Here is a 23404-nt window from a genome sequence, read left to right on the forward strand (position 1 = left end):
CGAAAGGAGACCCTCCGATGGAGCCGACCCACACGTCCACGCTGCCGCTGGCCCGCCCCGGCGGCCCCCGCACCGGCGCGGTGCACCACCGGCCGCTCGAGGTTCCCGGCGCCGCGGTCTGGCGGCGCCGCGAGTACGCCGAGGCCGCGCTGGCCGTCCTCATCCACCGCTACACCGGCGAGACCGACCTGGTCGTCGCCGGTGACGGCGACATCGCCTGGCCGATCCGGGTCACCGGCGAGACGACCGCCTGCGGCCTGCTGGTGGCCATCGGATCCGCCCCGCTGGACGCCCACGACCCCCGGCCCGCCACGGGCGCCGTGCTCAGCGCCGTCCCCGGCGACGCGCCCCCGGCCCCGCTCACCGTCGTGGTCACCCGCGACGGCGGCGAGCTGCTGATCTCCGCCGACGAGTTCGACGACGACGCCGCCGACCAGTACGCCCGGCACCTGAGCCGCATCCTGCGCGCCCTCGCCACCGACCCGACCATCGCGGTACGCGACATCGCCCTGCTCACCGACGAGGAGCGGCACCGCATCCTGGTGGACTGGAACCAGACCGACGCGCCCGTGCCCCCGGCGTTCTTCCACGAGGTCATCGCGGAGATCGCGGCGCGTACCCCGGACGCGGTCGCGGTGACCTGGCCCGGCGGCAGCTTGACGTTCGGGGAGCTGGACCGTCGCGCCAACCGGCTCGCGCACCGGCTGTCCCGCCTCGGGGTGCGCCCGCACAGCCGGGTCGCCACCTGCTTCCCGCGCAGCGCGGAGAGCCTCGTGGCGCAGCTGGCCTGCTTCAAGCTCGCCGCCGCGGCGGTGCTGCTGGACCCGGACTTCCCGGTCGACCGGCTCCGGTACATGATCGAGGACGCGGAATCCGTGGCCGTGCTGACCATGGCCGCCCACGAGCCCAAGCTGTACGGCATCTGCCCGGTCGTCCCGCTGGACACATCGGACTGGCACACCGAGCCGGACGACCCGGTCAGCGAGCCGGTCACCGCGGACCACCTGATCCACGTCTGCTACACCTCCGGCTCCACCGGAAGGCCCAAGGCCGTGCTGGTCCGCCACGGCGCCGCGCGCAATCTGATCTACAGCATGCGTACGGTGCTCGGCATCACCGCCGAGTCGCGCGGCACCTGGCTGGCCGCCCCCGGGTACGGCATGGTCGAGGTGGAGTGCTTCTCCGTGCTGGCCGCGGGCGCGCCCGTACAGATCCCGGAACCGTCCGTGGTGACCTCGCCGGTGTGGCTGCGCGACTGGCTGGTCGCCGAGCGGATCACCCACACCCTGCTGATGAAGGCCATGGCCGAACGGCTGTGGGAGCTGGACTGGCCCGCCGACACCGCGCTGCGCAACATCCGGATCTGCGGCGAGCGGGTCCAGTCGTGGCCCTCCGGCCTGCCGTTCCACGTCTTCAACCTGTACGGCTCCGCCGAGGCGACCGTCGTGGCCACCTGCGACATCACCGAGCTGGGACGACAGCTGGGCCAGCGCGGCCGGGCGCGCGAGCTGCCGCCGATCGGCCGCCCGCTGCACAACGTCAAGACGTACGTGCTGGACGAGCGGCAGCAGCCGGTGCCGCCCGGGGTGGTGGGGGAGATCTGCGTGGCGGGCGACAGCCTGTCCGAGGGCTACCTCAACCAGCCTGAGGCCACCGCGCTCAAGTGGCTGCCCAACCCGATCGACCCGGCCCGGCACCCGATCCTGTACCGCACCGGCGACCTGGCCCGGTACTGGCCCGACGGCAACATCGAGATCGTCGGGCGGACGGACAACCAGGTGAAGGTGCGCGGCAACCGGGTGCACCTCGGGGAGATCGAGGTGGCCCTGGCCGCGCAGCCCGGCGTGCACCAGGCCGCGGTGCTGGCGAAGAAGGACGAGACCGGCGACACCCGGCTGGTCGCGTACCTGGAGCCGGAGTCCGGCGTGGCGCCGTCGGTGCGGCAGATCCGCTCGGCGCTGCGGGACCGGCTGCCGTCGTTCATGATCCCGGTGGCGTACGTGGTCGGCACGTTCCCGACCACCACCAACGGCAAGATCGACCGGAACGCGCTGCCGGAGCCACCGAAGTCGCGGCCCGACGTGGGCAGCGCGTACCAGGAGCCGCGCAACCCGATCGAGCAGCGCCTGCGGCAGCTCTGGACGACCACCCTCGACCTGGAGGGCATCGGGGTGCTGGACAACTTCTTCGAACTCGGCGGCGACTCCATCCGGGCCGCCGCGCTGACCGCGCAGATCCAGGAGTTCTTCCGGGTCGAAACCACGGTCGACGACCTGTTCGACGACCCCAGCATCGAGCGCATGGCGCTGGCGGTCGGTGCGGCCCTGCGCGCGTGAAATCGTCATGACCGAGTGTGAGGAATTCACATCGCAGTCGTGACGTCGTCTGTAGGGCGGGCGGCACCATTGGTCCTACGCTGACCTGGTATCGGCGGAAGGGCAGGCGCAGAAAGGAACCGGGAGGTCCGGTCCGCCCGCTCCACCACAGAATCGTCGGACCCGTTCATTCTCCGGCGTCCGGCATTCCATTCCAGCAATGCGCCGATGCCCCCCTGCGCGCCGAGACCGAGGCGTGCCGAGATCGGAAAAGAATTCCGACATCGAGGCGGAAGGAAAGGGAAATGAGTTCTCGAAACGGCGGTCGCCCGCCCCTCGCGCTGTTGTGCAGCGCGCAGTTCATGCTCACGCTCGACTTCGCGATCGTGAACGTCGCGCTGCCGGCGATGCACCGGGACCTGGGCTTCACCAGCGGCAGCCTGCCGTGGGTGATCGGCGCGTACGCGCTGTTCTTCGGCGGCTTCCTGCTGCTCGGTGGCCGGGCCGGTGACCTGTTCGGCCGCAAGCGGATGTTCGTGGCGGGCCTGGTCGTCTTCACGCTGGCGTCGCTGATCGGCGGTCTCGCCACCGTACCGATCGTGCTGATCCTCGCCCGTGCCCTGCAGGGCCTGTCCGCCGCGGCCGTGTCACCCGCGGTGCTGGCCCTGATCGCCGCCGGCTATCCCGAGCCGGGCGAACGGGCCAAGGCGATGGGTGTGTTCGGCGCGGTCGCGTCGGCCGGGTTCGCCGGTGGCGTGCTGGCCGGCGGCATCCTCACCGAGACGCTGGGCTGGCGTTCGGTCATGTACGTCAACGTCCCGGTCGGGATCCTGCTGGTCGTCGCCGCGCTGCGCAAGCTCGCCCCGGACCACCAGGGCCACCGGGTCCGCCGGGTGGACGTGCCCGGTGCGCTGCTGATCACCGGCGCGTTCTGCCTGTTCAGCTACGCGCTGACCGTCGCCGCCGACAAGGGCTGGGGTGCCGGATCGGTGATCTGGCCGATCGTGGCCGGCGTGGTGCTGCTCGGCGCGTTCCTGATCCTGGAGACCCGGGTCAAGGAACCGCTGGTGTCGCTCGGCATCTTCAAGATCCGCAGCGTCACGGGCGGCAATGCCGTGGCGTTCCTCTCCGGCGGGGTCATGTCGATCTCCACGTTCTGCCTGACCCTCTACATGCAGCAGATCCTGGGGTACTCGTCGATCAAGACCGGTCTGGCGTTCTTCCCGCAGGCGTTCGTGGTCGTGCTGGCCAGCCTTCCGGTGGCCAAGATGACCGTGAAGTACGGTCCCCGCCCGGTACTGGTCGGCGGTGCGGTGTTCCTGCTGGCCGGTTCCCTCTGGCTGACCCAGGCGTCGGGCCCGGACTCGTACCTGAGCCACGTGCTGCCCGGCGGTGTCCTGCTCGGTCTCGGCGTCACGGTCATGATGATCACCACGGCGTTCGCCGCGACCACCGGCGTGCCGCCGCAGCAGATGGGTCTGGCCTCCGGGCTGTACAACTCGCTGCGTCAGCTCGGCGTGGGCCTGCTGCTGTCCATCGCGGTCGCGATCGCGGGCCTCGGTGCCCTCGGCAGCGGGGTGGACAACTTCAAGACGGCGTTCAGCCTGTCCGCCGGGCTGTCGGTGGTCATCGCGGTCGTGTCGGCGCTGCTGGTCCCCGGCCGACGGTCGGCTCCGGCGGTGGCACCCACCTCGCCTGCCCCGGCCGGGGTGGCGTCCCGCGACCGGGTGGCGGTGAGCGACTGATCCCTTCACCCCACCACCCAGGAACGGCCCCGTCCCCCGGCGGGGCCGTTCCGCATGCGCGGCGACGGCACTGGCCGGGGCTGCGGCCGAGGCCGGTTGCGCTGTTTCTGCGACCTGCGTGCGCCTTGCCCTGAGGAGATGGTGCGGCATGCCGGGGTTCGCCAACCAGTGGCGAGCGGTCTTGTTGGTCGCCGGAGATACGTCCCGCGACTGGCGCGGCTGGTATGACACCGCGATCCCGCAGGCAGATGATCGATACGACGCGCACCTGGCCGAGCTGGAAACAAGGAGCTACGAATGACTATCAGCTGGGACGAAGCCAAGCGCCGCGCCGACGAGGCGCGCCGCGTCGCCGGACACCACATCCGCAGCGATGCCGAACGCGCTGCCGGGCAGCGTCGTCTTGACGATGAGATCCGGGCATTCCGCCTCGCCGAGGTGCGCCGAAAGCGGTCGCTGACCCAACGCGAGGTGGCCGACGCCATGGGCGTATCCGGCCCGCGCGTCTCCGACGTCGAACGCGGCAACCTCGACACCGTCTCGGTCGCTGTTCTTCGCGCCTGCGTCGAAGCCCTCGGTGGACGGCTCAAGGTCACCGCCGAGTTCGATGACTCCACCTACCTGGTCGCCTGAACGATAGGGCGCGACGAACAGCGGCTGACCATGCACTGACAAGTCTCAACGGGCTTCGCAAGGCGAGTACGCATCCTTATCGTGCGGGCGTTGTTCTCCCGTGGTTACCAACATAGCGTTTTAGTTGGTAACCACGGGAGGGGAATAATGGCGGAGATCATCGTCGCCGGAGGTGGCATCGGCGGACTGGCTGCGGCGCTGGCCGTCGCTGCGCGCCAGCACCGGGTCACCGTCCTGGAGCGACAGGACACGTTCGCCGAGTACGGCGCCGGTATTCAGCTGGCCCCCAACGCGTTCCACGCGCTGGACCGGCTCGGCGTGGGCGCCCGGGTGCGGGAACGGGCCGTGTTCATCGACGAGCTGCGGCTGATGGACGGCCCCACCGGCCGCCGGCTGGCCGGGATGCCGCTGACCGGCCGGTACCGCGCCCGCTTCGGCAACCCGTACGCGGTCGTCCACCGCGGCGACCTCTACCAGGCCCTGCTCGACGCCTGCCGGGCCGACGACCGGATCACGCTGCACCCCGGGTGCGCGGTCACGGGCTACCGCCAGGACCCCGACCGGGTCGCCGCGCTCACCGCGGCCGGTGAGCGGTTCACCGGCACCGCCCTCATCGGCGCCGACGGCATCCGCTCCGCGGTCCGTGCCCAGCTCGTCGGCGACGGCCGTCCCCGGGTGTCCGGGCACACCATCTACCGCGCCGTCATCCCGATGTGCCAGGTGCCGCGCGAACTGCGCTGGAACGCGGTCACCCTGTGGGCCGGTCCCCGGTGGCACTTCGTCCACTACCCGATCGGCGGCGGCGAGTTCCTGAATCTGGCCGCCACCCGGGACGACGGCGCGCGCGCCGAGGTCACCGGGCGCCCGGTGGCGCGGGCACACGTGCTGGGCGAGTTCCCCGGGCTCGGGCGCACCGCGCGCCGGCTGCTGGAGCTCGGCGACGGCTGGCGCAGCTGGGTGCTGTGCGACCGGGACCCGGTGGACCGCTGGGTCGACGGCCGGGTCGCCCTGCTCGGCGACGCCGCCCACCCCATGCTGCAGTACGCGGCCCAGGGCGCGTGCACCGCGCTGGAGGACGCCGTGGTGCTCGGCCGTTTCCTGGCCGTCGGTGCCCTGCCCCAGGGACTGGGCGCCTACGCCGCGCACCGGCGCGCCCGGACCGCGCGCATCCAGCTCCTGGCCCGCGAGATGGGTAACCGCCTGTACCACGTCAGCGGCGCCCAGGCCCGCGAGCGCGACCGGATGCTGGCCGCGCTGTCCACCGACGACATGTACGACGCCGCCGCGTGGCTGCACGGCCCGGACGCCCTCGACGCGGGCCTGCGCCGGCGCGGCGCGCATCTGGCCCTCGTTCCCACCAACGGAGATACGACGGTAACAAGCGTCGGGCAGTCGGCCGAGCCGCTGCGGGCGGCGGCATGAACGCCCTGCGCCGGCTGACGCGCCGAGTGCCGGTGACCACCGCCCGCCCGCGGCGCGGCAGGCAAGCGCCCACCCCCACGCACACAGACGGAAAGGAAGCCCGCAGATGACTACCCCGACGACGTGGCTGCACTACTTCGAGACCCGTGTCCCGCTGCCTGCCGAGCCCGTGGAGGTCGCCGCCCGGCTGGCCGCGTCCGAACTGTTCGCGTCGTACGTCGTGTACGAGAGCGGCGGCCGGTGGTCGTACGCGGGAGGCGCCCGCGCCGAGCTGATCCTGGACCGCACCGGCGCCCGGCTGCGCCACACCGGCCGCCCCGACCTCGTACGCCCCTGGTCCGACCGCCCACTGCGGCTGGTCTCCGACCTGCTGGACACGGTGGACATCCCCGCCTGGCGCGCCTACGGCTGGGCCGCGTTCGAGCTGTCGTACGCGAAGTCCGGCGACCTGGACCACGTCGGCGACGGCCCCCTGCTGCACCTCGTGATCCCGGAGGTCGAGGTGCGCCTGCACGACGGTCACGCCCAGGTGCGCGCCGCCGACCAGGTCACCCTCGCGGTGGTGCTGGACACGCTGGCCACCGCGCCCCCGGTGCCCGGCGCCGCACCGCAGCCGCTGGACGTCCGCAACCGTGGCGTGGGCGGCTACCGCGAGTCCGTGGCCCGGGCGGTCGACGAGATCAACCGGGGCGAGCTGCACAAGGTCATCCTGTCCCGGGTGGTCGAGGTGGACGACGACATCGACCTGGTCGCCACGTATCTGGCGGGGCGGCGGGGCAACAACCCGGCGCGTTCCTTCCTGCTGCGCCTGGGCGGCGAGGAGGCGGTCGGGTTCAGCCCCGAGATCGTCGTGAAGGTCAGCAAGGACGGCGAGGTGGTCAGCCAGCCCCTGGCCGGCACCCGCGCCCTGACCCCGGACCTGCTGGCCAACGAGACCCTGCGGGCGGACCTGTTCGGTTCCGCCAAGGAGGTGTACGAGCACGCCATCTCCGTCAAGGTCGGCACGGACGAGCTGGAGGAGGTCTGCGAGAACGGCAGCATCGGGGTGCCCGAGTTCATGGCGATCCGCGAGCGGGGCACGGTCCAGCACCTGGCCTCCCAGGTCGCCGGGCGGCTCGCCCCGGGCAAGCGGGCCTGGGACGCGTTCGGGGCGGTGTTCCCCGCGGTCACCGCGTCCGGGGTGCCGAAGAGCGCCGCGTACACCGCGATCCGCCGGCACGAGCCGGAGGGGCGCGGGCTCTACAGCGGGGCGGTGCTGACCGTCGACGCCGACGGGGAGATGGACGCGGCGCTGGTGCTGCGCAGCGCGTACCGCAAGGGGGGCCGGACGTGGCTGCGCGCGGGCGCGGGCATCGTCGGGCAGTCCACCCCGGAACGGGAGTTCGAGGAGACCTGCGAGAAGCTCGACAGCGTCGCGCGCTACCTCGTGCCCACCCGGCCTGGGACCGGCATCCGGCGGCTGCCGCCGAGCCTGGACGAGGCGGCCGTGTGATGCGCGTCGACGGCGTGTATCTCGCGGGCATCGGCAGCGAGCTGCCACCCCCGGTCGGCGTCGCGGAGGCCGTCCGGCGCGGCTGGTACGACGCGGAGCAGGCGCGCGGCTCCGGCCAGGCGGCCGTCCGGATCGCGGGCCACACCCCCGCCCCCGACCTCGCGGTGCGGGCCGCCGCGGTGGCGCTGCGGCGCAGCGGGCACGGCCCGGACGACATCGGCGCCGTGCTGCACAGCGGCACCTTCCACCAGGGACCGGACGGTTGGTCCGCCCCGCACTACGTGCTGCGGCACGCCGTGGACCGGCCAGTCACCGCGATCGAGGTACGGCAGGGCTGCCTCGGCATGATCGCGGCGCTGGAACTGGCCGCGTACCGGTTGGCCGCGGGCGGCGGGCACGACGCGGTGCTGCTCACCGCCGGGGACAACTTCGGCGCCCCGCTGGTGGACCGGTGGCGCGCGTCGCAGCTGTTCGTGCTCGCCGACGCGGGCGCCGCGGTGGTGGTCTCCCGGCGCGGCGGCTTCGCCCGGGTACGTTCCTTCGCCTCGGTCTCCGACCCGCACATGGAGGAACTGCACCGCGGCGGGGAGCCGCTGTTCCCGCCCGGCGCCACCGTGGGGCGGACCCTCGACTTCGAGCGGCGGACCGCGTACTGGCGGCAGAGGTGGGCCAGCGGTGCCGCACCGCCCATGGGCAACTTCGGCGACTGCGTGGCCGACGCCGCCGACCGGGCGCTCGCCGACGCGGGCCTGCCGTGGGACAAGGTGGCCCGGGTCTGCCACGTCGGGTACGCCCGCGGCCCCCTCCAGGCCATGCTGCTGGACCCGCTCGGCATCGACGCCGCGCTCGGGGTGTGGGACCTGACCCGCCACATCGGGCACGCCGGTGCCGCCGACCCGTTCCTCGCCCTGGAACGGCTCTGGCTCGACGGCGCCGTGGTGCCCGGCGACCACCTGCTGCTCATCGGCGCCACCCCCGGCATGGAGGCCGGGTGCGCGGTCGTCGAGATCACCGCTGCCTGGCAGCCCGAAGGAGGGCCGGAGAATGCTTGACGGATGCACCCCGTGGCCCGCGGACACCGCCGCCCGGTACCGCCGGAACGGGTGGTGGCGCGGGGAAACGCTCGGTGACCTGCTCCGGGCCTGGTCCACGACGTACGCGGACCGCACCGCCCTGGTCGCGGGCCCGGACCGGATCACCTACCGGGAACTGGACGCCCGGGTGGACCGGATGGCGGCGGGCTTCGCCCGGCACGGCATCCGGGCCGGGGACCGGGTCGTGCTGCAACTGCCCAATGTCGGAGAGTTCGTGGTGGTCGCGTTCGCGCTGTTCCGGGTGGGCGCGGTGCCGGTGTTCTCGCTGGCGTCGCACCGGGCCAGCGAGATCCGCCACCTCGCGGAGCTGTCCGGCGCGGTCGGCTACGTCCTGCCCCGTGAGCACCGCGGCTTCGACCACCTCGGACTGGCCCGGCGGATGCTGGCCGAGGTGCCCGGCCTGCGGCGGGCGTTCGTGCTGGGCGGGGGCAGCGGCGACGGCGACGACCGGTTCGTTTCGCTGGCCGACGTCGACGCGGACCCGAAACCCGGATACCCGGCGGTCGCCTCGGATGTCGCGTTCTTCCTGCTGTCCGGGGGCACCACGGCCCTGCCGAAGCTGATCCCGCGGACCCACGACGACTACGCGTACCAGGTCCGGACCGTCGCCGAGCTGTGCGGGGTGAGCGCGGACGACGTGTATCTGGCCGCGCTGCCGGTGGAGTTCAACTTCACCTGGGGCTGCCCCGGGGTGATCGGCACCCTGTCCCGCGGTGGCACGGTCGTGCTGGCCGAGGACCCGAGCCCGGACCGCTGCTTCGATCTGATCGCCGCCGAACGGGTCACCGTCACCTCGGTGGTGCCCACGGTCGCCCAGCTGTGGCTGGAGGCCGCCGAATGGGGCGGGGCCGACCTGTCCAGCCTGCGGCTGGTGCAGATCGGCGGGGCGAAGCTGCCACCCGAGCTGGCCGCCCGGATCGAACCGGTCCTGGGCTGCCGGCTGCAGCAGGTGTTCGGGATGGCCGAAGGGCTGCTGTCGATGACCCGCGACGGCGACGACGCGCACACCGTCGTGCACACCCAGGGCCGCCCGGTCTCGGCGGGCGACGAGGTGCGCATCGTCGGCGAACGCGACGAGGATCTGCCGCCCGGGCAGGTCGGTGAGCTGCTCACCCGGGGGCCGTACACGCTGCGCGGGTACTACCGGGCCGCCGAGCACAACCGGCGGGCGTTCACCGCGGACGGCTTCTACCGCACCGGCGACCTGGCCCAGCGCACCCCGGACGGCAACCTCGTCATCGAGGGCCGCCTCAAGGACGTGGTGATCCGCGGCGGCGACAAGATCTCCGCCGGGGAGGTGGAGGGTCACCTGCTGACCCATCCGCTGGTCAGCCGGGCCGCGGTGGTCCCTGTCCCGGACGAGTACCTGGGCGAGCGCACGTACGCGTTCCTCGTCTGCCCGGCGCAGCGCCCCACGCTGCCCGACCTCAAACAGGCCCTGCACGAGCGCGGGCTCGCCGAGTACAAGCTGCCGGACCGGGTGGAGTTCGTGGCGGCGTTCCCGCTCACCCCGCTCGGCAAGGTCGACAAGAAGGTCCTGGCGGCGGCAGCAGCCGACCGCGCCGCCCCCCGCGACTGGGCCCCCGCCACCTGAGAAGGGACATCGACATGACCACACCCCTCGGCGCCCCGCCGGCCGCGGACGAGCTCCGCCGTACCGTCGCGGGCATTCTCGGCGTCGACCCGGAGCAGATCCCGGGCGACGCGAACCTCGTCTACCTCGGACTGGGCTCGCTGGAGGTGATGCGGCTGGCCACCGGCTGGCGCCGCGCCGGGCTGGCCGTACCGTTCGCGGATCTGGCCGCCGACCCCAGCCTCGACGCGTGGGCCGCGCGCCTGGCCGAAGCGTGGGCCGCCCAGCGCGGCCCGGACGCCCGTGGTGGTGCCGGATGAGCCTCCTGCTGATCCGCGGCGGGTACCTGTACCCGGCCGACGCCGCCGCCTCGGTGATCCCGGACGGCGCGGTGCTGGCCCGGGACGGCCGGATCGTCGCCGCCGGGCCGACCGCCGAGGTGGCCGCGCTCCTCCCGCCCGGGCAGCGGGTGCACACCGTCGACGCGTCCGGGGCGATGATCCTGCCCGGCTTCGTCAACCCGCACTGGCACGACCTGTTCGCGTTGCGGTTCCCGTTCAAGGGGGCGCTGCGCCCGGCCGCCGACCGCGGCGATGTGGCCGCGTTCATGGCGCTGGGCGGGGACATGCCGCAGATCTCGATGATGTTCGACTCGTTCACCGACCAGATCGACCGGCTCACCCCCGGCGAGGCGGTGGCGATCGCCCGGTACTCGATGTGGACGCAACTGCGCTCCGGGGTCACCACGCTCGGCGACGTCGGCTCGTACAACCGGCCCGAGGCGCTGGTCGCGGCGGCCCGCGAGCTCGGGATGCGGGCGGTGGTCAGCACCTGGGCGGCGGACGCGGTGTGCGCGCCCGGACAGTCACGGTTCCGCCGTACCCGGGACACCGACGCGGTCCTGCAGCGCATCGAGGCGCTGCTGTCCGCGACCGCGACCGACCCGGACGGCCTGGTCCGGGCCCGGCCCTCGGCGGTCTACTGCACCAACATGACCGACGAGCTGGGCGCGGGCCTGCGCGACCTGATGGATGGGTACGGGGTGCCGTTCGCCACCCACGTCGCGGCGCTGCGCAACGAGGCCGAGGCGATGCGCACGTACTACGGCGCCACCGGCATCCGCCGCTTCGCGGACCTGGGCCTGCTGTCGCCACGCTTCATGGCGGTGCACTGCGGGTTCGCCGACGCCGACGAGCGCAAGCTGCTCATCGACGCGGGGGCGCACATCAACCACTCTCCGGCCAAGTACGGCCCCGTGGGGGAGTCCACCCTCACCGAGACCCGGGTCATCCCGGAACTGCGCCGCGCCGGGCTCGACGTGTCCCTGTCCACCGACGGGGCCGCCCTGCCGGTGGGCGGGATGGCCGAGGCCATGCGGGTCACCTGGCAGTCCTACACCGAGATGTACGCCGATCCGACCGAGGTGCTGCCGACGGACGCGCTGGCGATGGCTACCAGCGTCGCGGCCCGCGGCCTCGACTGGGCCGACCAGGTCGGCAGCCTGGAGCCCGGCAAACGCGCCGACGTGGTGCTGGTGCGCGCCGACGACTGGCGCTACCTGCTCAACCCCCGGCCCCTGGAGGGCTTCCTCACCCTGGGCGGGTCCGCGGACGTGGACACCGTCGTGGTGGGTGGCGAGGTGCTGGTCGCCGGTGGCCGCGCCACCCGGCTCGACGAGGCCGCCCTGCAGGCCGACTACCTGCGGGCGGTTGGCGCGTTCTCGGTCCGCTGCCTCGGCGTGGACCCGGACGCGGTGGCCGCCCGGCTCCGCAACCACGACCCCCGGGGAGGCTGAGATGGGCACACGAGTCGCCCTCGTCACGGGCGCGGCAGGCGGCATCGGGGACGCGGTCGTGCGGGCGCTGGCCCGCGAGGGCACCCCGGTGGCCGCGGTCGACGCCCGCGCCGACCTGCTCGACCTGCTCGTGAAGGATCTGGTCGCGGACGGCCACCAGGTCCGCGGGTACGCCGTGGACGTGCGCTCCACCAGCGAGGTCGACCGCGCGGTGGAACGGGTGGAGCAGACCCTCGGCCCGATCCACTACCTGGTCAACGCGGCCGGGGTGCTGCGGGCCGGTCCCGCCGCCTCGTTCACCGACGACGACTGGGACCTCACGTTCGCGGTCAACACCACCGGGGTGTTCCACGTCAGCCGCGCGGTGTCGGCCCGGATGATCCCCCGCCGCGCCGGTGCCATCGTCACCGTGGCCAGCAACTCCGCCCGCACCCCCCGCTGGCACATGGCGGCGTACGCCGCCTCGAAGGCCGCCGCCACCGCGTTCACCAAGAATCTGGGCCTGGAGCTGGCCCAGTACGGCATCCGGTGCAACGTGGTCGCCCCGGGCTCCACGGACACCCCGATGCTGACCTCGCTGTGGAACGGCGACGACGCCCGGCGCGCCTCCATCGAGGGCAGTCCGGACACCTTCCGGGTCGGCATCCCGCTGCGGCGCCTGGCCAACCCGGACGACGTCGCGGACGCGGTGCTGTTCCTGCTGTCCGACCGCGCCCGGCACATCACCCTGCACGACCTGACCGTGGACGGAGGCGCCGCGCTCGGCACCTGACGTCCCACCCGAACCGACGGAGGCACCGATGGCCATTCCGGCGATCGCACCGTACGCCATGCCGACCGAGGCGGAACTGCCCGCGAACGTCGCCCCGTGGAGGATCGACGCGCGCCGCGCCGTGCTGCTCGTTCACGACATGCAGAACTACTTTCTGCGGCCGTTCCCGCCGCGCGAGGCGCCGCTTGTCGATCTGGTGCACCACATCGCCCTGCTGCGGGAACGCTTCGCCGCGGCGGGAGCACCGGTCGCGTACACCGCACAGCCCGGGGGGATGAGTGAGGCGCAGCGCGGGCTGCTGAGGGACTTCTGGGGCCCCGGGATGACCACCGACCCGGAACACCGGTCGATCCTGGCCGGACTCGACCCGGGCGCCGCCGACGTGGTGCTGACCAAGTGGCGCCCGAGCGCCTTCTGCCGTACGGATCTGCTGTCGCTGCTGCACGAGCGCGGCCGCGACCAGCTGGTCATCTGCGGGGTGTACGCGCATGTCGGGGTGCTGATGACCGCGCACGAGGGCTTCTCCCACGACATCGAGACGTTCGTGGTCGGGGACGCGGTGGCCGACTTCACCGCCGAGGACCACCGGATGGCCCTGCGGTACGCCTCCGCGCGATGTGCGGTGACCGTGTCCACGGCCACCGTGCTGTCCATGCTGGACGGAGGGTCGCGATGACACCCGACCTGCTCGACCGCGTGCTGGGTCCGGATGCGCCCCCGTTCGCGCTGCTGCACCGCCCCGGCGCCACGGGCGACGACCGGATCGACGTGCTCGTCGGTGACGTCACCGAGCCCGCCCGCATCGCCGACATCCCGCTGCCCCCGCCCGGCGGGCGGGACCGGCACGAGGTGCTGGCGGTGCTGCCGTACCGGCAGATCACCGAGCGCGGTTTCGCCTGTCCGGACGACGGCACACCACTGCTGGCGCTGCGCGTCACCGGGCAGGACACCGTCACCGTGGCCGAGGCCCTGGACCGGCTGCCCCGCCAGCCGATCCACCTCGACGGGGGCCGTTTCGACGCCGACGACGATCAGTACGCCGCCACGGTCCGCCGGGTGATCGCGGAGGAGATCGGCCAGGGCACGGGCGCGAACTTCGTCATCAAGCGCACGTTCACCGCGACCGTACGCGGCTGGTCCGCACGTACCGCCCTGGCGGTGTACCGGCGGCTGCTGGGCCGCGATCCGGGCGCACATTGGACGTTCCTCGTGCACACCGGCGACCGCACCCTGGTCGGCGCGTCGCCGGAGCGGCACATCAGCCTGGCGGGCGGGACCGCGGTGATGAACCCGATCAGCGGCACGTACCGGTATCCGGCGAGCGGCCCGCGGCTGTTGGGCCTGCTGTCGTTCCTGGCCGACGCCAAGGAGGCCAACGAGCTCTACATGGTGCTGGACGAGGAGCTGAAGATGATGGGGCGGGTGTGCGAGCTGGGCGGGCGCGCGATCGGCCCGTACCTCAAGCCGATGGCCCGGGTGGCGCACACGGAATACCTCATCGAGGGGCACACCCGGATGGACGTGCGTGACGTGCTGCGCGCCACCATGTTCGCCCCGACGGTCACGGGCGGGCCGGTGGAGAGCGCGTGCCGGGTGATCAGCAGGTTCGAGCCGGAGGGCCGCGGCTACTACGCCGGGGTGATCGCCCTGATCGGCCGGGACCCGGCGGGGCAGCGGGCGCTGGACTCGGCGATCGCGATCCGGACCGCGGACATCGACGCCGCCGGACGGCTTCGGCTGTCGGTCGGGGCCACCCTGGTCCGCGATTCCGACCCGGCGGCGGAGGCGGCCGAGACCCGGGCCAAGGCGGCCGGGCTGCTCGACGCCCTGCGCGCCGACCCGCCGCAGGCACTGGTGCCGCAGGCCCGCCCGCCGACGGCGCCGGAACGTGCGTCGCTGCCGATCGCCGGGCTCGGGCGGCATCCCGCCGTGCGGCGGGCCCTGGCCCGGAGAAACACGCCGCTGGGCGGGTTCTGGTTCGACCCGCCGGGCGGGCGCCGTCGCGACCTGCCCGTCCTGCGCGGGCGGCGCCTGCTGGTGATCGACGCGGAGGACAACTTCACCCTGATGGCCCGGCACCTGATCGGCTCGCTGGGGTGCGAGGTGCACGTACGCCGGTTCGACGAACGCTACGACCTGCAGGCGTACGACCTGGTGATCGTGGGCCCCGGCCCGGGTGATCCGACCGACCCCACCGATGGGAAGATCGCGCACCTGCGGACGGAGGTCCGCTGCCTGCTGGAACTGGGCGTCCCGTTCCTGGCGGTGTGCCTGGGCCATCAGGTGCTCAGCACCGTGCTGGGCCTGCCGATCGCCCGCAATCCTCGCCCGAATCAGGGGGTGCAGCGCGAGATCGACGTGTTCGGCCGTACGGAGCTGGTGGGCTTCTACAACACGTTCGCGGCCCGCTCGGGTGCCGACGTGATTCCCAGCGTGATCCGGCCCGGGTCGGTCACGGTGTTCCGCGATCCGGGCAGCGGGGAGGTGCACGCGCTGCGCGGGCCGGGGTTCGCGGGAGTGCAGTTCCATCCGGTGTCGGTGCTCACCCGTTCCGGGGTGGAGATCCTCGGTGAGGTGCTCGGGGATCTGCTGGCCGACCGCGCGGGTTCGGCCGCGGCCTGACGAGCGCCACCGTCCACTCAGCACGAAAAAGAATGTCCGGCAACCCGCATAAGCGACCGTTATTGCGTGCCCATTGCTCCGGTGCGCCGGACGCGAATACCGTCGACACAGGAAATTCAATGTCAGCAGAGAGGGGGCCGGCGTGAAGTTCGGGTCTTTTCCCGCCTATATCGGCGGCCGGGATGTCGCCGGCGACGATCCGCAATTCGTGTACACGGTCGCGGCCCGGCCGATCATCGAGGACACCTTCGCGCAGCTGCGCCGCAAGCAGGACCTCGACCGTGGGGTCGCCGATCCCGCCGCGGCCGGCGACGGCGTCGTCGGGGCCTGTGTGGTCGCCGATGCGGCCATGGTGCACCGCGCTCTGGAGTCGGCCGCGGCCGCCGCACCGCAGTGGCGGTCGGTGCCGGTGGCCGACCGGCTGGAGGTGGGACGCCGCATCGCCAAGCGGATCGGCGAACACCGCGACCCGCTGGTGGAGATCCTCGTGGCCGAGGGCACCCCGCGCTCGATGGCCGAGCCGATGATCGGTGGCCTGCCGTACACCAGCTGGAGTCCGGAAACGCTGGAGTGGTGCGCCGAGCAGCTGGAGGTCCGCCGCTGGGACGGGGAGCGGGAGATGATCCTGCGCCGGGTGCCGGACGGGGTGGTGTGCGTCAACCCGCCCCAGAACGCGGCCACGGTCAACGCCCTCAACGCCCTCACCGCGTTGATCTCCGGCAACACCGTGGTGGTGCGGGCCCCGCGCGGGGTCGGGCTCAGCTGCATGTACGCGATGCGCGAGATCGTCGCCCCGGTGCTGGCGGAGATGGGTGCCCCGCCCGGCACCCTGAACGCCTTCTGCGGCCCCCCGATGCTCGAGGACTGGCTGGCCAGTCCGCACGTCGACGACGTGTTGTACTACGGCGGCAGCAAGAAGGGACTGGAATTCGAACGGGCCGCCGTGACGGCCGGGAAGAAGCCCATTCTCGAACTCGCCGGAAACGATTGCTGCGTGGTGTGGCGGGACGCGGATCTGGACGCGGCCGTGCAGAGCGTCACGCAGTTCTTCATGAATTCCGGGCAGATCTGCAACGTGCCCAACCAGGTGATCGCGCATCCCGCGATCGCGGACGAACTGCTGGCCCGCCTGGTGGCGGCGACGCGGCGGATCCGGCCCGGCTACCCGGACGAGCCCGGCGTGGTGCTCACCCCGGTGCTGGGGGTCGACTGGTTCTACGGCTGCCTCAACGAGGCGCTGGCCAAGGGCGCGACCCTGGTGCACGGCGGCCGGCGGCTCGAAGTGGACGGCACACCGTCGGGCACGGGCTTCTTCGTGGAGCCGACCATCGTGCGCCTGGACGGGCTGGCCGGGGCGCGGTCGCTGTCCGTGGTCCGCGACGAGACGTTCTTCCCGCTGCTGCCGATCATCGTCCCGGCCGCCCGCGACGACACCGCGCTGTGCAACGAGGTGCTGGAGTTCGTCAACTCCAACGCCTACGGCCTGCGCAACTCGGTCTGGACGACCGGGGCGCAGACCATCGAGGCGTTCCTGCGCGGGGTGACCAACGGCGGCACGCTGAAGATCAACGACTCGCACAGCGGCTTCCTGCCGTTCCTGCCCAACCAGGGCGGTCCCGGCCTGACCGGCGGGGTGTTCGGCGAGGCCAGCCATCCCATGTTGCGCACGACCCGGCTGCAGGCGGTCAGCGTTCTGCGCCCCGAGGGAGTCACGCCATGACCACCCGCACCCTGACCCTCACCCTGGCCCTTCCCGCCGCCCGGGTCGCCGACTGGCTCGCCGACGACACCGCCTTCCCCGGGTACGCCGAGGACATCGTCGCGGTGTCCGACGCGGGGGACGGGCGCCGCGCGTGGGTGCTGGCGTTCCGCGGACGGGTGGCCCGGTGGGTGCAGCACTCGCGTCGCTCCGGCGGCGACGGCACGCCGTACCGCATCGAATTCGAGCAGGTCACCGGCGACTTCCAGGAGCTGCGCGGCGCGTGGACCGTCACCGCGCGGCCCGACGGCAGCCAGGTGAGCTACGAGGTCGGCTACCGCACCAGCGTGCCGCACCTGGCCGGGGCCATCGACTCCGCCGTCGGGCGGGTGCTGGTGCGCAGCGCCCACGACGTCGTCTGCGCGCTGGGCCCGGCGGAGGTCACCGGCGGGGCCCACGTCCTGCGGGATCTCGTCTCCTGATCCGTTACCGGCCGCTCCCCGACGGCACCCGATGGCGGACGCAACCCATCACACGGAGGACAGCAACCATGGAGAACGTCTGCATCATCGGTGCCGGTGCGTCCGGCATCACCGCCTGCCAGGCGCTGCACGAACGCGGCATCGGATTCGACTGCTTCGAGGCCGGCTCCGAGATCGGCGGCAACTGGCGGTACGGCAACGACAACGGCATGTCGTCGTCCTACCAGTCACTGCACATCAACACGTCCAAGAGCCTTTCGGAGTACCGCGCCTTCCCGATGCCGGCGGACTATCCGCCGTTCCCGAACCACGTCCAGATGGCCCGGTACTTCGACGACTTCGTGGACCATTTCGGGTTCCGCGACTCGATCGTCTTCCGTACCGAGGTGGTCCGGGTGCGGCGGGCCGAGGGCGGCGGCTGGACGGTGACCGCCCGGCACCGCGACACCGGTGAGGAGACCACCCGGCGGTACCGGGCGGTGCTGGTCGCCAACGGCCACCACTGGGATCCCCGGTGGCCGGAGCCGGGGTTCCCGGGCGCCGACACGTTCACCGGCACGCAGACCCACTCGCACTACTACAAGGTCCCGGACGCGTACGCGGGCAAGCGGGTCGTGGTGCTGGGTTTCGGCAACTCGGCGTCGGACATCGCCGTGGAGACCAGCAAGGTCTCGGCGCACACCACCATGTCGATCCGCAGCGGCGGGTACGTGTTCCCGAAGTTCATGTTCGGCAAGGCCGGCGACGACATGATCAACCCGTTCATCACCCGCTTCATGCCGCGTGAGACGCAGCGGTGGGTCATGGCGGCGCTGCTGCGCCTGACGATCGGCAAGGTCACCGACTACGGGCTGCCCGCGCCCCAGCACAAGCTGTTCAACTCCCATCCCACGGTGTCGGAGACCCTGCTGGCCGCATTCGGCCACGGCGACATCACCGCGAAGCCGACCATCAGCCACTTCGACCGCGACACGGTCCACTATGTCGACGGCACCAGCGAGGTCGCCGACGCGATCATCTACTGCACCGGATACAAAATCAGCTTCCCGTTCCTGGACGACAGTGTCATCGCCCCGACGGACAACGAGGTCGCCCTGTTCCACCGGGTGGTCGACCCGGAACACGAGGGTCTGTACTTCATCGGGCTGTTCCAGCCGCTGGGCGCCACCACGGTGCTGGCCGAGGCGCAGGCGAAGTGGGTCGCCGACCTGCTGGCGGGCACGGCCGCGCTGCCGTCGGTCGCCGACATGCGCGTGGAGATCACCCGCTATCGGCGGGCGCTGGCGAAACGGTACGTGGCGTCCAAGCGGCACACCATCCAGGTCGACCACTATCCGTACCTGGCGGAGCTGGCCAAGGAGCGCCGCGTCGGCGCCCGGCGCGCCCGCAAGGCGGCCCGGCGGCGCCCGGTGCCCGCCCTGCCCGCGAGCTACCGCCCGCCGGAGGTCTCGCTGCACATCGACGCCGACCCGATGACGGTGTGGCGGCTGATCAGCGACGTCCGGCAGATGGGCCGGTGGAGCCCGGAGTGCCGCCGCTGCATCCCGGTGGGTGGCCGGCGGGGCGTGGGCGGCAGGTTCGTCGGCTTCAACCGGCGGGGCAAGGTCGTGTGGGTCACCATGAACCGCGTCGAGCAGGCCGAGGCGGGCCGCTCCTTCGCGTTCCGCACCACCACCAACGGGGTCCGCTGGGGCTACCGGCTCGAACCGCGCGACGGCGGCACCCTGATCACGGAGTGGTGGGACGTGTCCGGGCAGAGCCCCGCCCAGCGGGCCCGGACGGCCTCGTTCGCGGAGATGCTGCTCAACGGGTACGCGGGCCACAACGACGAGCTGCTGCAGGGCATGCACACGACGCTGGCCCGGCTGAAGTCCGTGGCGGAACGGATCACCGGCCCGCGCCCGGCGGTGAACGGCATCCCGGCTGCGGATCCCGGTCCGGTCGCGGTGCAGCGCGAGGTGGCCACGGAGCGCGACGCGGCCACCCTTGCCGGATGAGGCCGCGGCGGGTCCGCGCCGGAGACCCCCGGCGCGGCTGTTGCCGCAGGCGCCGCAACCGTCGCGGGCCCGCCGCCGATATCCCCAACGGGTAACTTCGAGTACGCGCACGGCGCGGCCGGCAACCACAGAGGGAATCTCATGAGCGATGAGAGTCTGACCTTCGCCTCGGCGGACGACTTCGCGGCCTGGATGGAGGCGCATCACGACTCCGCGGACGAGGTGTGGGTGGCGCTGCCGAAGAAGGGCACGCCGGTGCCGTCGGTCACCCGGGCCGAGGCGCTGGACGTGGCCCTGTGCTACGGCTGGATCGACGGGAAGGCGTTCAGCGGCAACGTCCCGGAGGGCTGGTGGGCGCAGCGGTTCTCGCCCCGGCGCAAGCGCAGCCCGTGGTCCAAAATCAACTGTGCGAAGGTGGAGCAGCTGATCGCCGAGGGCCGGATGCGCCCGGCCGGACTGGCCCAGATCGAGGCGGCCAAGGCGGACGGCCGGTGGGAGAAGGCGTACGCCCCGCCGAGCACCGCCACGGTCCCGGCGGACCTGCGGGCCGCCCTGGACGCCGCGCCCGCCGCGGCGGCGGCGTTCGACAAGCTCAGCCGCAGCAACAGCTACCTGATCGTGGTCGAGGTCGAACGCGCGGTGAAGCCCGAGACCCGGGCCCGCCGGATCGCCACGTACGTGGCACGGCTGGCGGCGGGCGAGCCGCCGCACGGGCCGCGCCGCAGCCCGTGACGGGCCGGGTCAGCGGGCTGCCGACGGCCTGGGTCAGTGCGCTGTCGCGACGTCGAGATAGTGCTGGTTGTACATCACCCCGAGGATGTTGCCGAACGGGTCGATGACCGACGCGGTGACGAATCCGGGCCCGCGTTCCACCGGCTTCTCGTGCACCGTGGCGCCCATCGACAGCAGCTTGTCGAACGTGGCCTCGACGTCGTCGACGTGCCAGTAGAGCACCGCCCCACCGGCCTGGTCGGACTTGCCGTGGGCGGCGTACCGGCGGTCCACGATCCCGAGTTCCTGCTGGAAGTCGCCGATCCGGAACTCGACGTACGCGGGCGGGCCCTGCTCCGGGCGGACGAAGTACGGCTCGAAGCCGAGCAGTTCCGCGTACCACTTGCCGGCGGCTGCGACGTCGTCGGCATAGAAGCTGACCGTGCTGAGTCCTCGCAACATGGCTGGATCCCCTTCTCCGGTGCGGTCGGGTGAGCACCCGCCACGACAACGACGCCAACCCGGGCCGGTCACGCCCGCGGTTGACCGCCGGCACGGCGCAGGTGACGGACCCGTGCTGGGCCGTCGCCGTGGGGGCGAGCCCGCACCGCGCCGGCATCTACCGGTTCCCGGCCATCGTAAGCGTTGTGCGGGTACAAGTCATCTGTGAGGATTCGTGATGATTGCCGGTGGAGTGTCGCTCGTGCCCGGCTGTCAGATTCTCGCCGGGGCGTCCGGTTGCCTATACGGAGTACAGTAATAGACCTTCGCTGATGTATCCGGAGGGTGTGATGACGCAGCAGCTCACCGAGGACTTCGCCGACCCGGCTTTCCAAGCCAACCCCCACCCCGTGTACGCGCACTGGCGCCGCACGGGCCCGGTGCGGCAGGTGCGGCTACCCAACGACATGGACGCCTGGATGATCACGCGGTACGAGGACGCCCGGAAGGCGCTGGCCGACCCGCGACTGTCCAAGGCGATCCCGTTCGACGCTGTCAACGCGACCGCCACCACCCCGTCGATCTCGGCGGCCATCTCCCGTCACATGCTGTCCTCGGATCCGCCCGTCCACACCCGACTTCGCCGCCTGGTGTCCGCCGCCTTCACCGCTCGGCGGATCGAGGCGTTGCGTCCCCGGATCGAGGAGATCACCGACGGCCTGCTCGACGACATGCGCGGGCGGGAGACCGCCGACCTGATCGACGACTTCGCCTTCCCGCTGCCGATCCAGGTCATCTGCGAGCTGATCGGGGTGCCTGCCGAGGACCGTGATCTGTTCCGCACCTGGTCGAACATCATCGTGACCGGCGCCCTGGCCGGCGATCGCCTGCCCGGGGCCGTCCAGGAGATGGTGACCTACCTGCGCGCCCTGCTGGCGCAACGCCGGGAGCACGGCGGCGACGACCTGATCTCCGGTCTGATCAGCGTCCGCGATCAGGAGGACCGGCTCACCGAGGACGAGCTCTCCTCGATGATCTTCCTGCTGCTGATCGCGGGGCATGAGACCACGGTCAACCTCATCGGCAACGGCGCCCTGATCCTGCTGAGCCGGCGCGAGCGCTGGGAGCAGCTGCGCGACGACCCGGCCCTGCTGCCGACCGCCATCGAGGAGTTCCTCCGGTACGAGAGCCCCGTGGAAACCTCCACCTTCCGGGTCGCCACCGAGGATCTGGAGATCGGCGGCCAGCGCATCGCGGCAGGCGACCCGGTGCTCGTCGTCCTGCTGTCGGCCAACCGAGACGAGGACCGGTTCCCCGCCGCCGACGACATGCAGCTGGACCGCGCCCAGAACCCGCACCTCGCGTTCGGCCACGGCATCCACTACTGCCTCGGCGCGCCGCTGGCCCGGCTGGAGGCGCAGATCGCGTTCGGCAAACTGCAGGCCCGGTACCCCGACATGCGGCTGGCCGTGCCGGAGGAGGAGCTGACCTGGCGTCCGGGGGTGCTGATGCGCGGCCTGCACGGCCTGCCGGTCATCCCCACCTGAGGGGAGTGCGCGGCGACTGGTCACGGCGTGACGACGACCTTGCCGCGGGCGCGGCCCGTTTCGACGTACTGAATGGCCTGGGCCGCCTCGCTCAGCGCGAAGGTCCGGTCGATGACCGGCATGATCTTCCCGCTCTCGGCGAACTCGCGCAGCGTCGCGAGCTGCGCCTGGCCAACCTCCGCCGTGACGGTCCGCACCCGCTGCCGGAGGAACGGCGCGGTCAGCTTGGCACGGATGATGAGCCCGACCGGTCCGACGAGGCTGCCGCCGGTGAAGGCGCCGCCGCCCGCGAGCACGAGGACCCCGGTGGGGGCGACGGCTCGGCGCAGGTCGCCCAGCGACCTGTTCCCGACCAGGTCGAGAAGAACGTCGTGGCCGCCGTCGCCGAGGGTGAAGTCGGCCCGCTGGTAGTCGATGACGTCGTGGGCGCCGAGCCGGCGGACAAGGTCGACGTTGCGGCCGCTACACACTCCGGTCACGTGCGCGCCGTATGCGTTGGCGAGCTGGACGGCGAACGTGCCCACGCCGCCGGACGCGCCGTTGACCAGGACCCGGTGGCCGGGCCGGACTCCGCCTTCGTCGCGCAGACCCATGAGTGCGGTGGCGCCCGCCATGGGGAGCGCCGCGGCCTGTTCGAATTGCAGGTTCGCGGGCTTCGGCTCGATGTCGTCGGCCGCGACGGCGACGTACTCGGCGAAGGTCCCCGGGGCGGCGCCGAAGACCTCGTCACCGGGACGGAACCGGGTCACCCTGGCGCCGATCGCCTCGACGCGACCGGCGAAGTCCCGGCCGCGGATCGGCATCCGCGGCGCGCGCCGCCCGAACACGTCGCCCGCCATCAGCCGGGCGACGTACGGATCCCCCCGCATGACGTGCCAGTCGTACGCGTTGACCGCCGCCGCGTGCACCCGGACGAGTACCTCGTCGTCGCCGGGTACGGGTGGTTCGACGTCCTGGAATCTCAGCACGTCGGACGAGCCGTACCGGTCCTGCACGATTGCCTTCACCTGACGCTCCATTCACCCCGTTGCCGCAGGTGTACGGTGTACACCCTTCCTGAAGAA

The 23404-nt window shown here is 72.3% G+C and carries 20 protein-coding genes; 18 read left to right on the top strand and 2 right to left on the bottom strand.

All coding sequences use genetic code 11. The annotated features are described in order from the left end of the window. Positions 1–17 precede the first annotated feature (17 nt). From ACMCNO_RS08410 to ACMCNO_RS08490, 17 genes are all read left to right on the top strand, one after another. Positions 18–2336, top strand: a complete 2319-nt coding sequence (locus ACMCNO_RS08410; RefSeq protein WP_412748839.1) for a non-ribosomal peptide synthetase — start codon at positions 18–20, stop codon at positions 2334–2336. 284 nt (positions 2337–2620) lie between these two features. Continuing rightward, positions 2621–4060, top strand: a complete 1440-nt coding sequence (locus ACMCNO_RS08415; RefSeq protein ID WP_412748840.1) for an MFS transporter — start codon at positions 2621–2623, stop codon at positions 4058–4060. A gap of 148 nt (positions 4061–4208) precedes the next feature. Next, the gene (locus ACMCNO_RS08420) at positions 4209–4361 is read left to right on the top strand and encodes a hypothetical protein (RefSeq protein ID WP_412748841.1); all 153 of its coding nucleotides are present in this window, start codon (positions 4209–4211) and stop codon (positions 4359–4361) included. Beyond that, the gene (locus ACMCNO_RS08425; protein WP_412748842.1) at positions 4358–4693 is read left to right on the top strand and encodes an XRE family transcriptional regulator; all 336 of its coding nucleotides are present in this window, start codon (positions 4358–4360) and stop codon (positions 4691–4693) included. Before ACMCNO_RS08420 ends, ACMCNO_RS08425 begins: the two co-directional genes overlap by 4 nt. Before the next feature lie 147 nt (positions 4694–4840). Then, complete coding sequence (locus ACMCNO_RS08430; RefSeq protein WP_412748843.1) at positions 4841–6115, top strand: 3-hydroxybenzoate 6-monooxygenase; 1275 nt, start codon at positions 4841–4843, stop codon at positions 6113–6115. Between the two features lie 106 nt (positions 6116–6221). Then, positions 6222–7607: a salicylate synthase gene (locus ACMCNO_RS08435; protein ID WP_412748844.1), complete on the top strand. Its 1386-nt coding sequence runs from the start codon at positions 6222–6224 to the stop codon at positions 7605–7607. After that, positions 7607–8659, top strand: a complete 1053-nt coding sequence (locus tag ACMCNO_RS08440; protein WP_412748845.1) for a ketoacyl-ACP synthase III family protein — start codon at positions 7607–7609, stop codon at positions 8657–8659. The genes ACMCNO_RS08435 and ACMCNO_RS08440 overlap by 1 nt, the downstream gene beginning before the upstream one ends. After that, on the top strand, positions 8652–10295 hold the full coding sequence (locus ACMCNO_RS08445) for a (2,3-dihydroxybenzoyl)adenylate synthase (protein WP_412748846.1): 1644 nt from the start codon (positions 8652–8654) through the stop codon (positions 10293–10295). Before ACMCNO_RS08440 ends, ACMCNO_RS08445 begins: the two co-directional genes overlap by 8 nt. A gap of 14 nt (positions 10296–10309) precedes the next feature. Further along, the gene (locus tag ACMCNO_RS08450; protein ID WP_412748847.1) at positions 10310–10594 is read left to right on the top strand and encodes a phosphopantetheine-binding protein; all 285 of its coding nucleotides are present in this window, start codon (positions 10310–10312) and stop codon (positions 10592–10594) included. Continuing rightward, positions 10591–12069, top strand: coding sequence for an amidohydrolase family protein (locus tag ACMCNO_RS08455; RefSeq protein WP_412748848.1), 1479 nt, complete (start codon positions 10591–10593; stop codon positions 12067–12069). The genes ACMCNO_RS08450 and ACMCNO_RS08455 overlap by 4 nt, the downstream gene beginning before the upstream one ends. A gap of 1 nt (position 12070) precedes the next feature. After that, entirely contained in the window at positions 12071–12841 is a 771-nt protein-coding gene (locus ACMCNO_RS08460; protein ID WP_412748849.1) for a 2,3-dihydro-2,3-dihydroxybenzoate dehydrogenase, read from the top strand. Positions 12842–12869: 28 nt separating this feature from the next. Then, complete coding sequence (locus ACMCNO_RS08465) at positions 12870–13517, top strand: isochorismatase family protein (protein ID WP_412748850.1); 648 nt, start codon at positions 12870–12872, stop codon at positions 13515–13517. Next, the gene (locus ACMCNO_RS08470; protein WP_412748851.1) at positions 13514–15463 is read left to right on the top strand and encodes a chorismate-binding protein; all 1950 of its coding nucleotides are present in this window, start codon (positions 13514–13516) and stop codon (positions 15461–15463) included. Before ACMCNO_RS08465 ends, ACMCNO_RS08470 begins: the two co-directional genes overlap by 4 nt. 142 nt (positions 15464–15605) lie before the next feature. Then, entirely contained in the window at positions 15606–17183 is a 1578-nt protein-coding gene (locus ACMCNO_RS08475; RefSeq protein WP_412748852.1) for an aldehyde dehydrogenase family protein, read from the top strand. Next, positions 17180–17644 carry an SRPBCC family protein gene (locus ACMCNO_RS08480; protein WP_412748853.1) on the top strand — a complete coding sequence of 155 codons (465 nt, stop codon included), beginning with the start codon at positions 17180–17182 and terminating at the stop codon, positions 17642–17644. The genes ACMCNO_RS08475 and ACMCNO_RS08480 overlap by 4 nt, the downstream gene beginning before the upstream one ends. Before the next feature lie 68 nt (positions 17645–17712). Further along, positions 17713–19641 carry an NAD(P)-binding domain-containing protein gene (locus ACMCNO_RS08485; protein WP_412748854.1) on the top strand — a complete coding sequence of 643 codons (1929 nt, stop codon included), beginning with the start codon at positions 17713–17715 and terminating at the stop codon, positions 19639–19641. A 141-nt stretch (positions 19642–19782) separates the two neighbouring features. Next, the gene (locus ACMCNO_RS08490; RefSeq protein ID WP_412748855.1) at positions 19783–20373 is read left to right on the top strand and encodes a YdeI/OmpD-associated family protein; all 591 of its coding nucleotides are present in this window, start codon (positions 19783–19785) and stop codon (positions 20371–20373) included. A 33-nt stretch (positions 20374–20406) separates the two neighbouring features. On the opposite strand, the gene ACMCNO_RS08495 is transcribed toward ACMCNO_RS08490, so the two are convergent. Beyond that, positions 20407–20814, bottom strand: a complete 408-nt coding sequence (locus ACMCNO_RS08495; protein ID WP_412748856.1) for a VOC family protein — start codon at positions 20812–20814, stop codon at positions 20407–20409. Between the two features lie 329 nt (positions 20815–21143). On the opposite strand from ACMCNO_RS08495, the gene ACMCNO_RS08500 reads away from it, so the two are divergent. Beyond that, complete coding sequence (locus tag ACMCNO_RS08500) at positions 21144–22340, top strand: cytochrome P450 family protein (protein WP_412748857.1); 1197 nt, start codon at positions 21144–21146, stop codon at positions 22338–22340. 20 nt (positions 22341–22360) lie between these two features. Here the strand turns inward: ACMCNO_RS08500 and ACMCNO_RS08505 are convergent, their stop codons facing one another. Further along, entirely contained in the window at positions 22361–23347 is a 987-nt protein-coding gene (locus tag ACMCNO_RS08505; protein ID WP_412748858.1) for an NAD(P)-dependent alcohol dehydrogenase, read from the bottom strand. Positions 23348–23404: the final 57 nt, after the last annotated feature.

It is taken from the genome of Krasilnikovia sp. M28-CT-15 (assembly GCF_047159595.1).
Classification (GTDB): domain Bacteria; phylum Actinomycetota; class Actinomycetes; order Mycobacteriales; family Micromonosporaceae; genus Actinoplanes.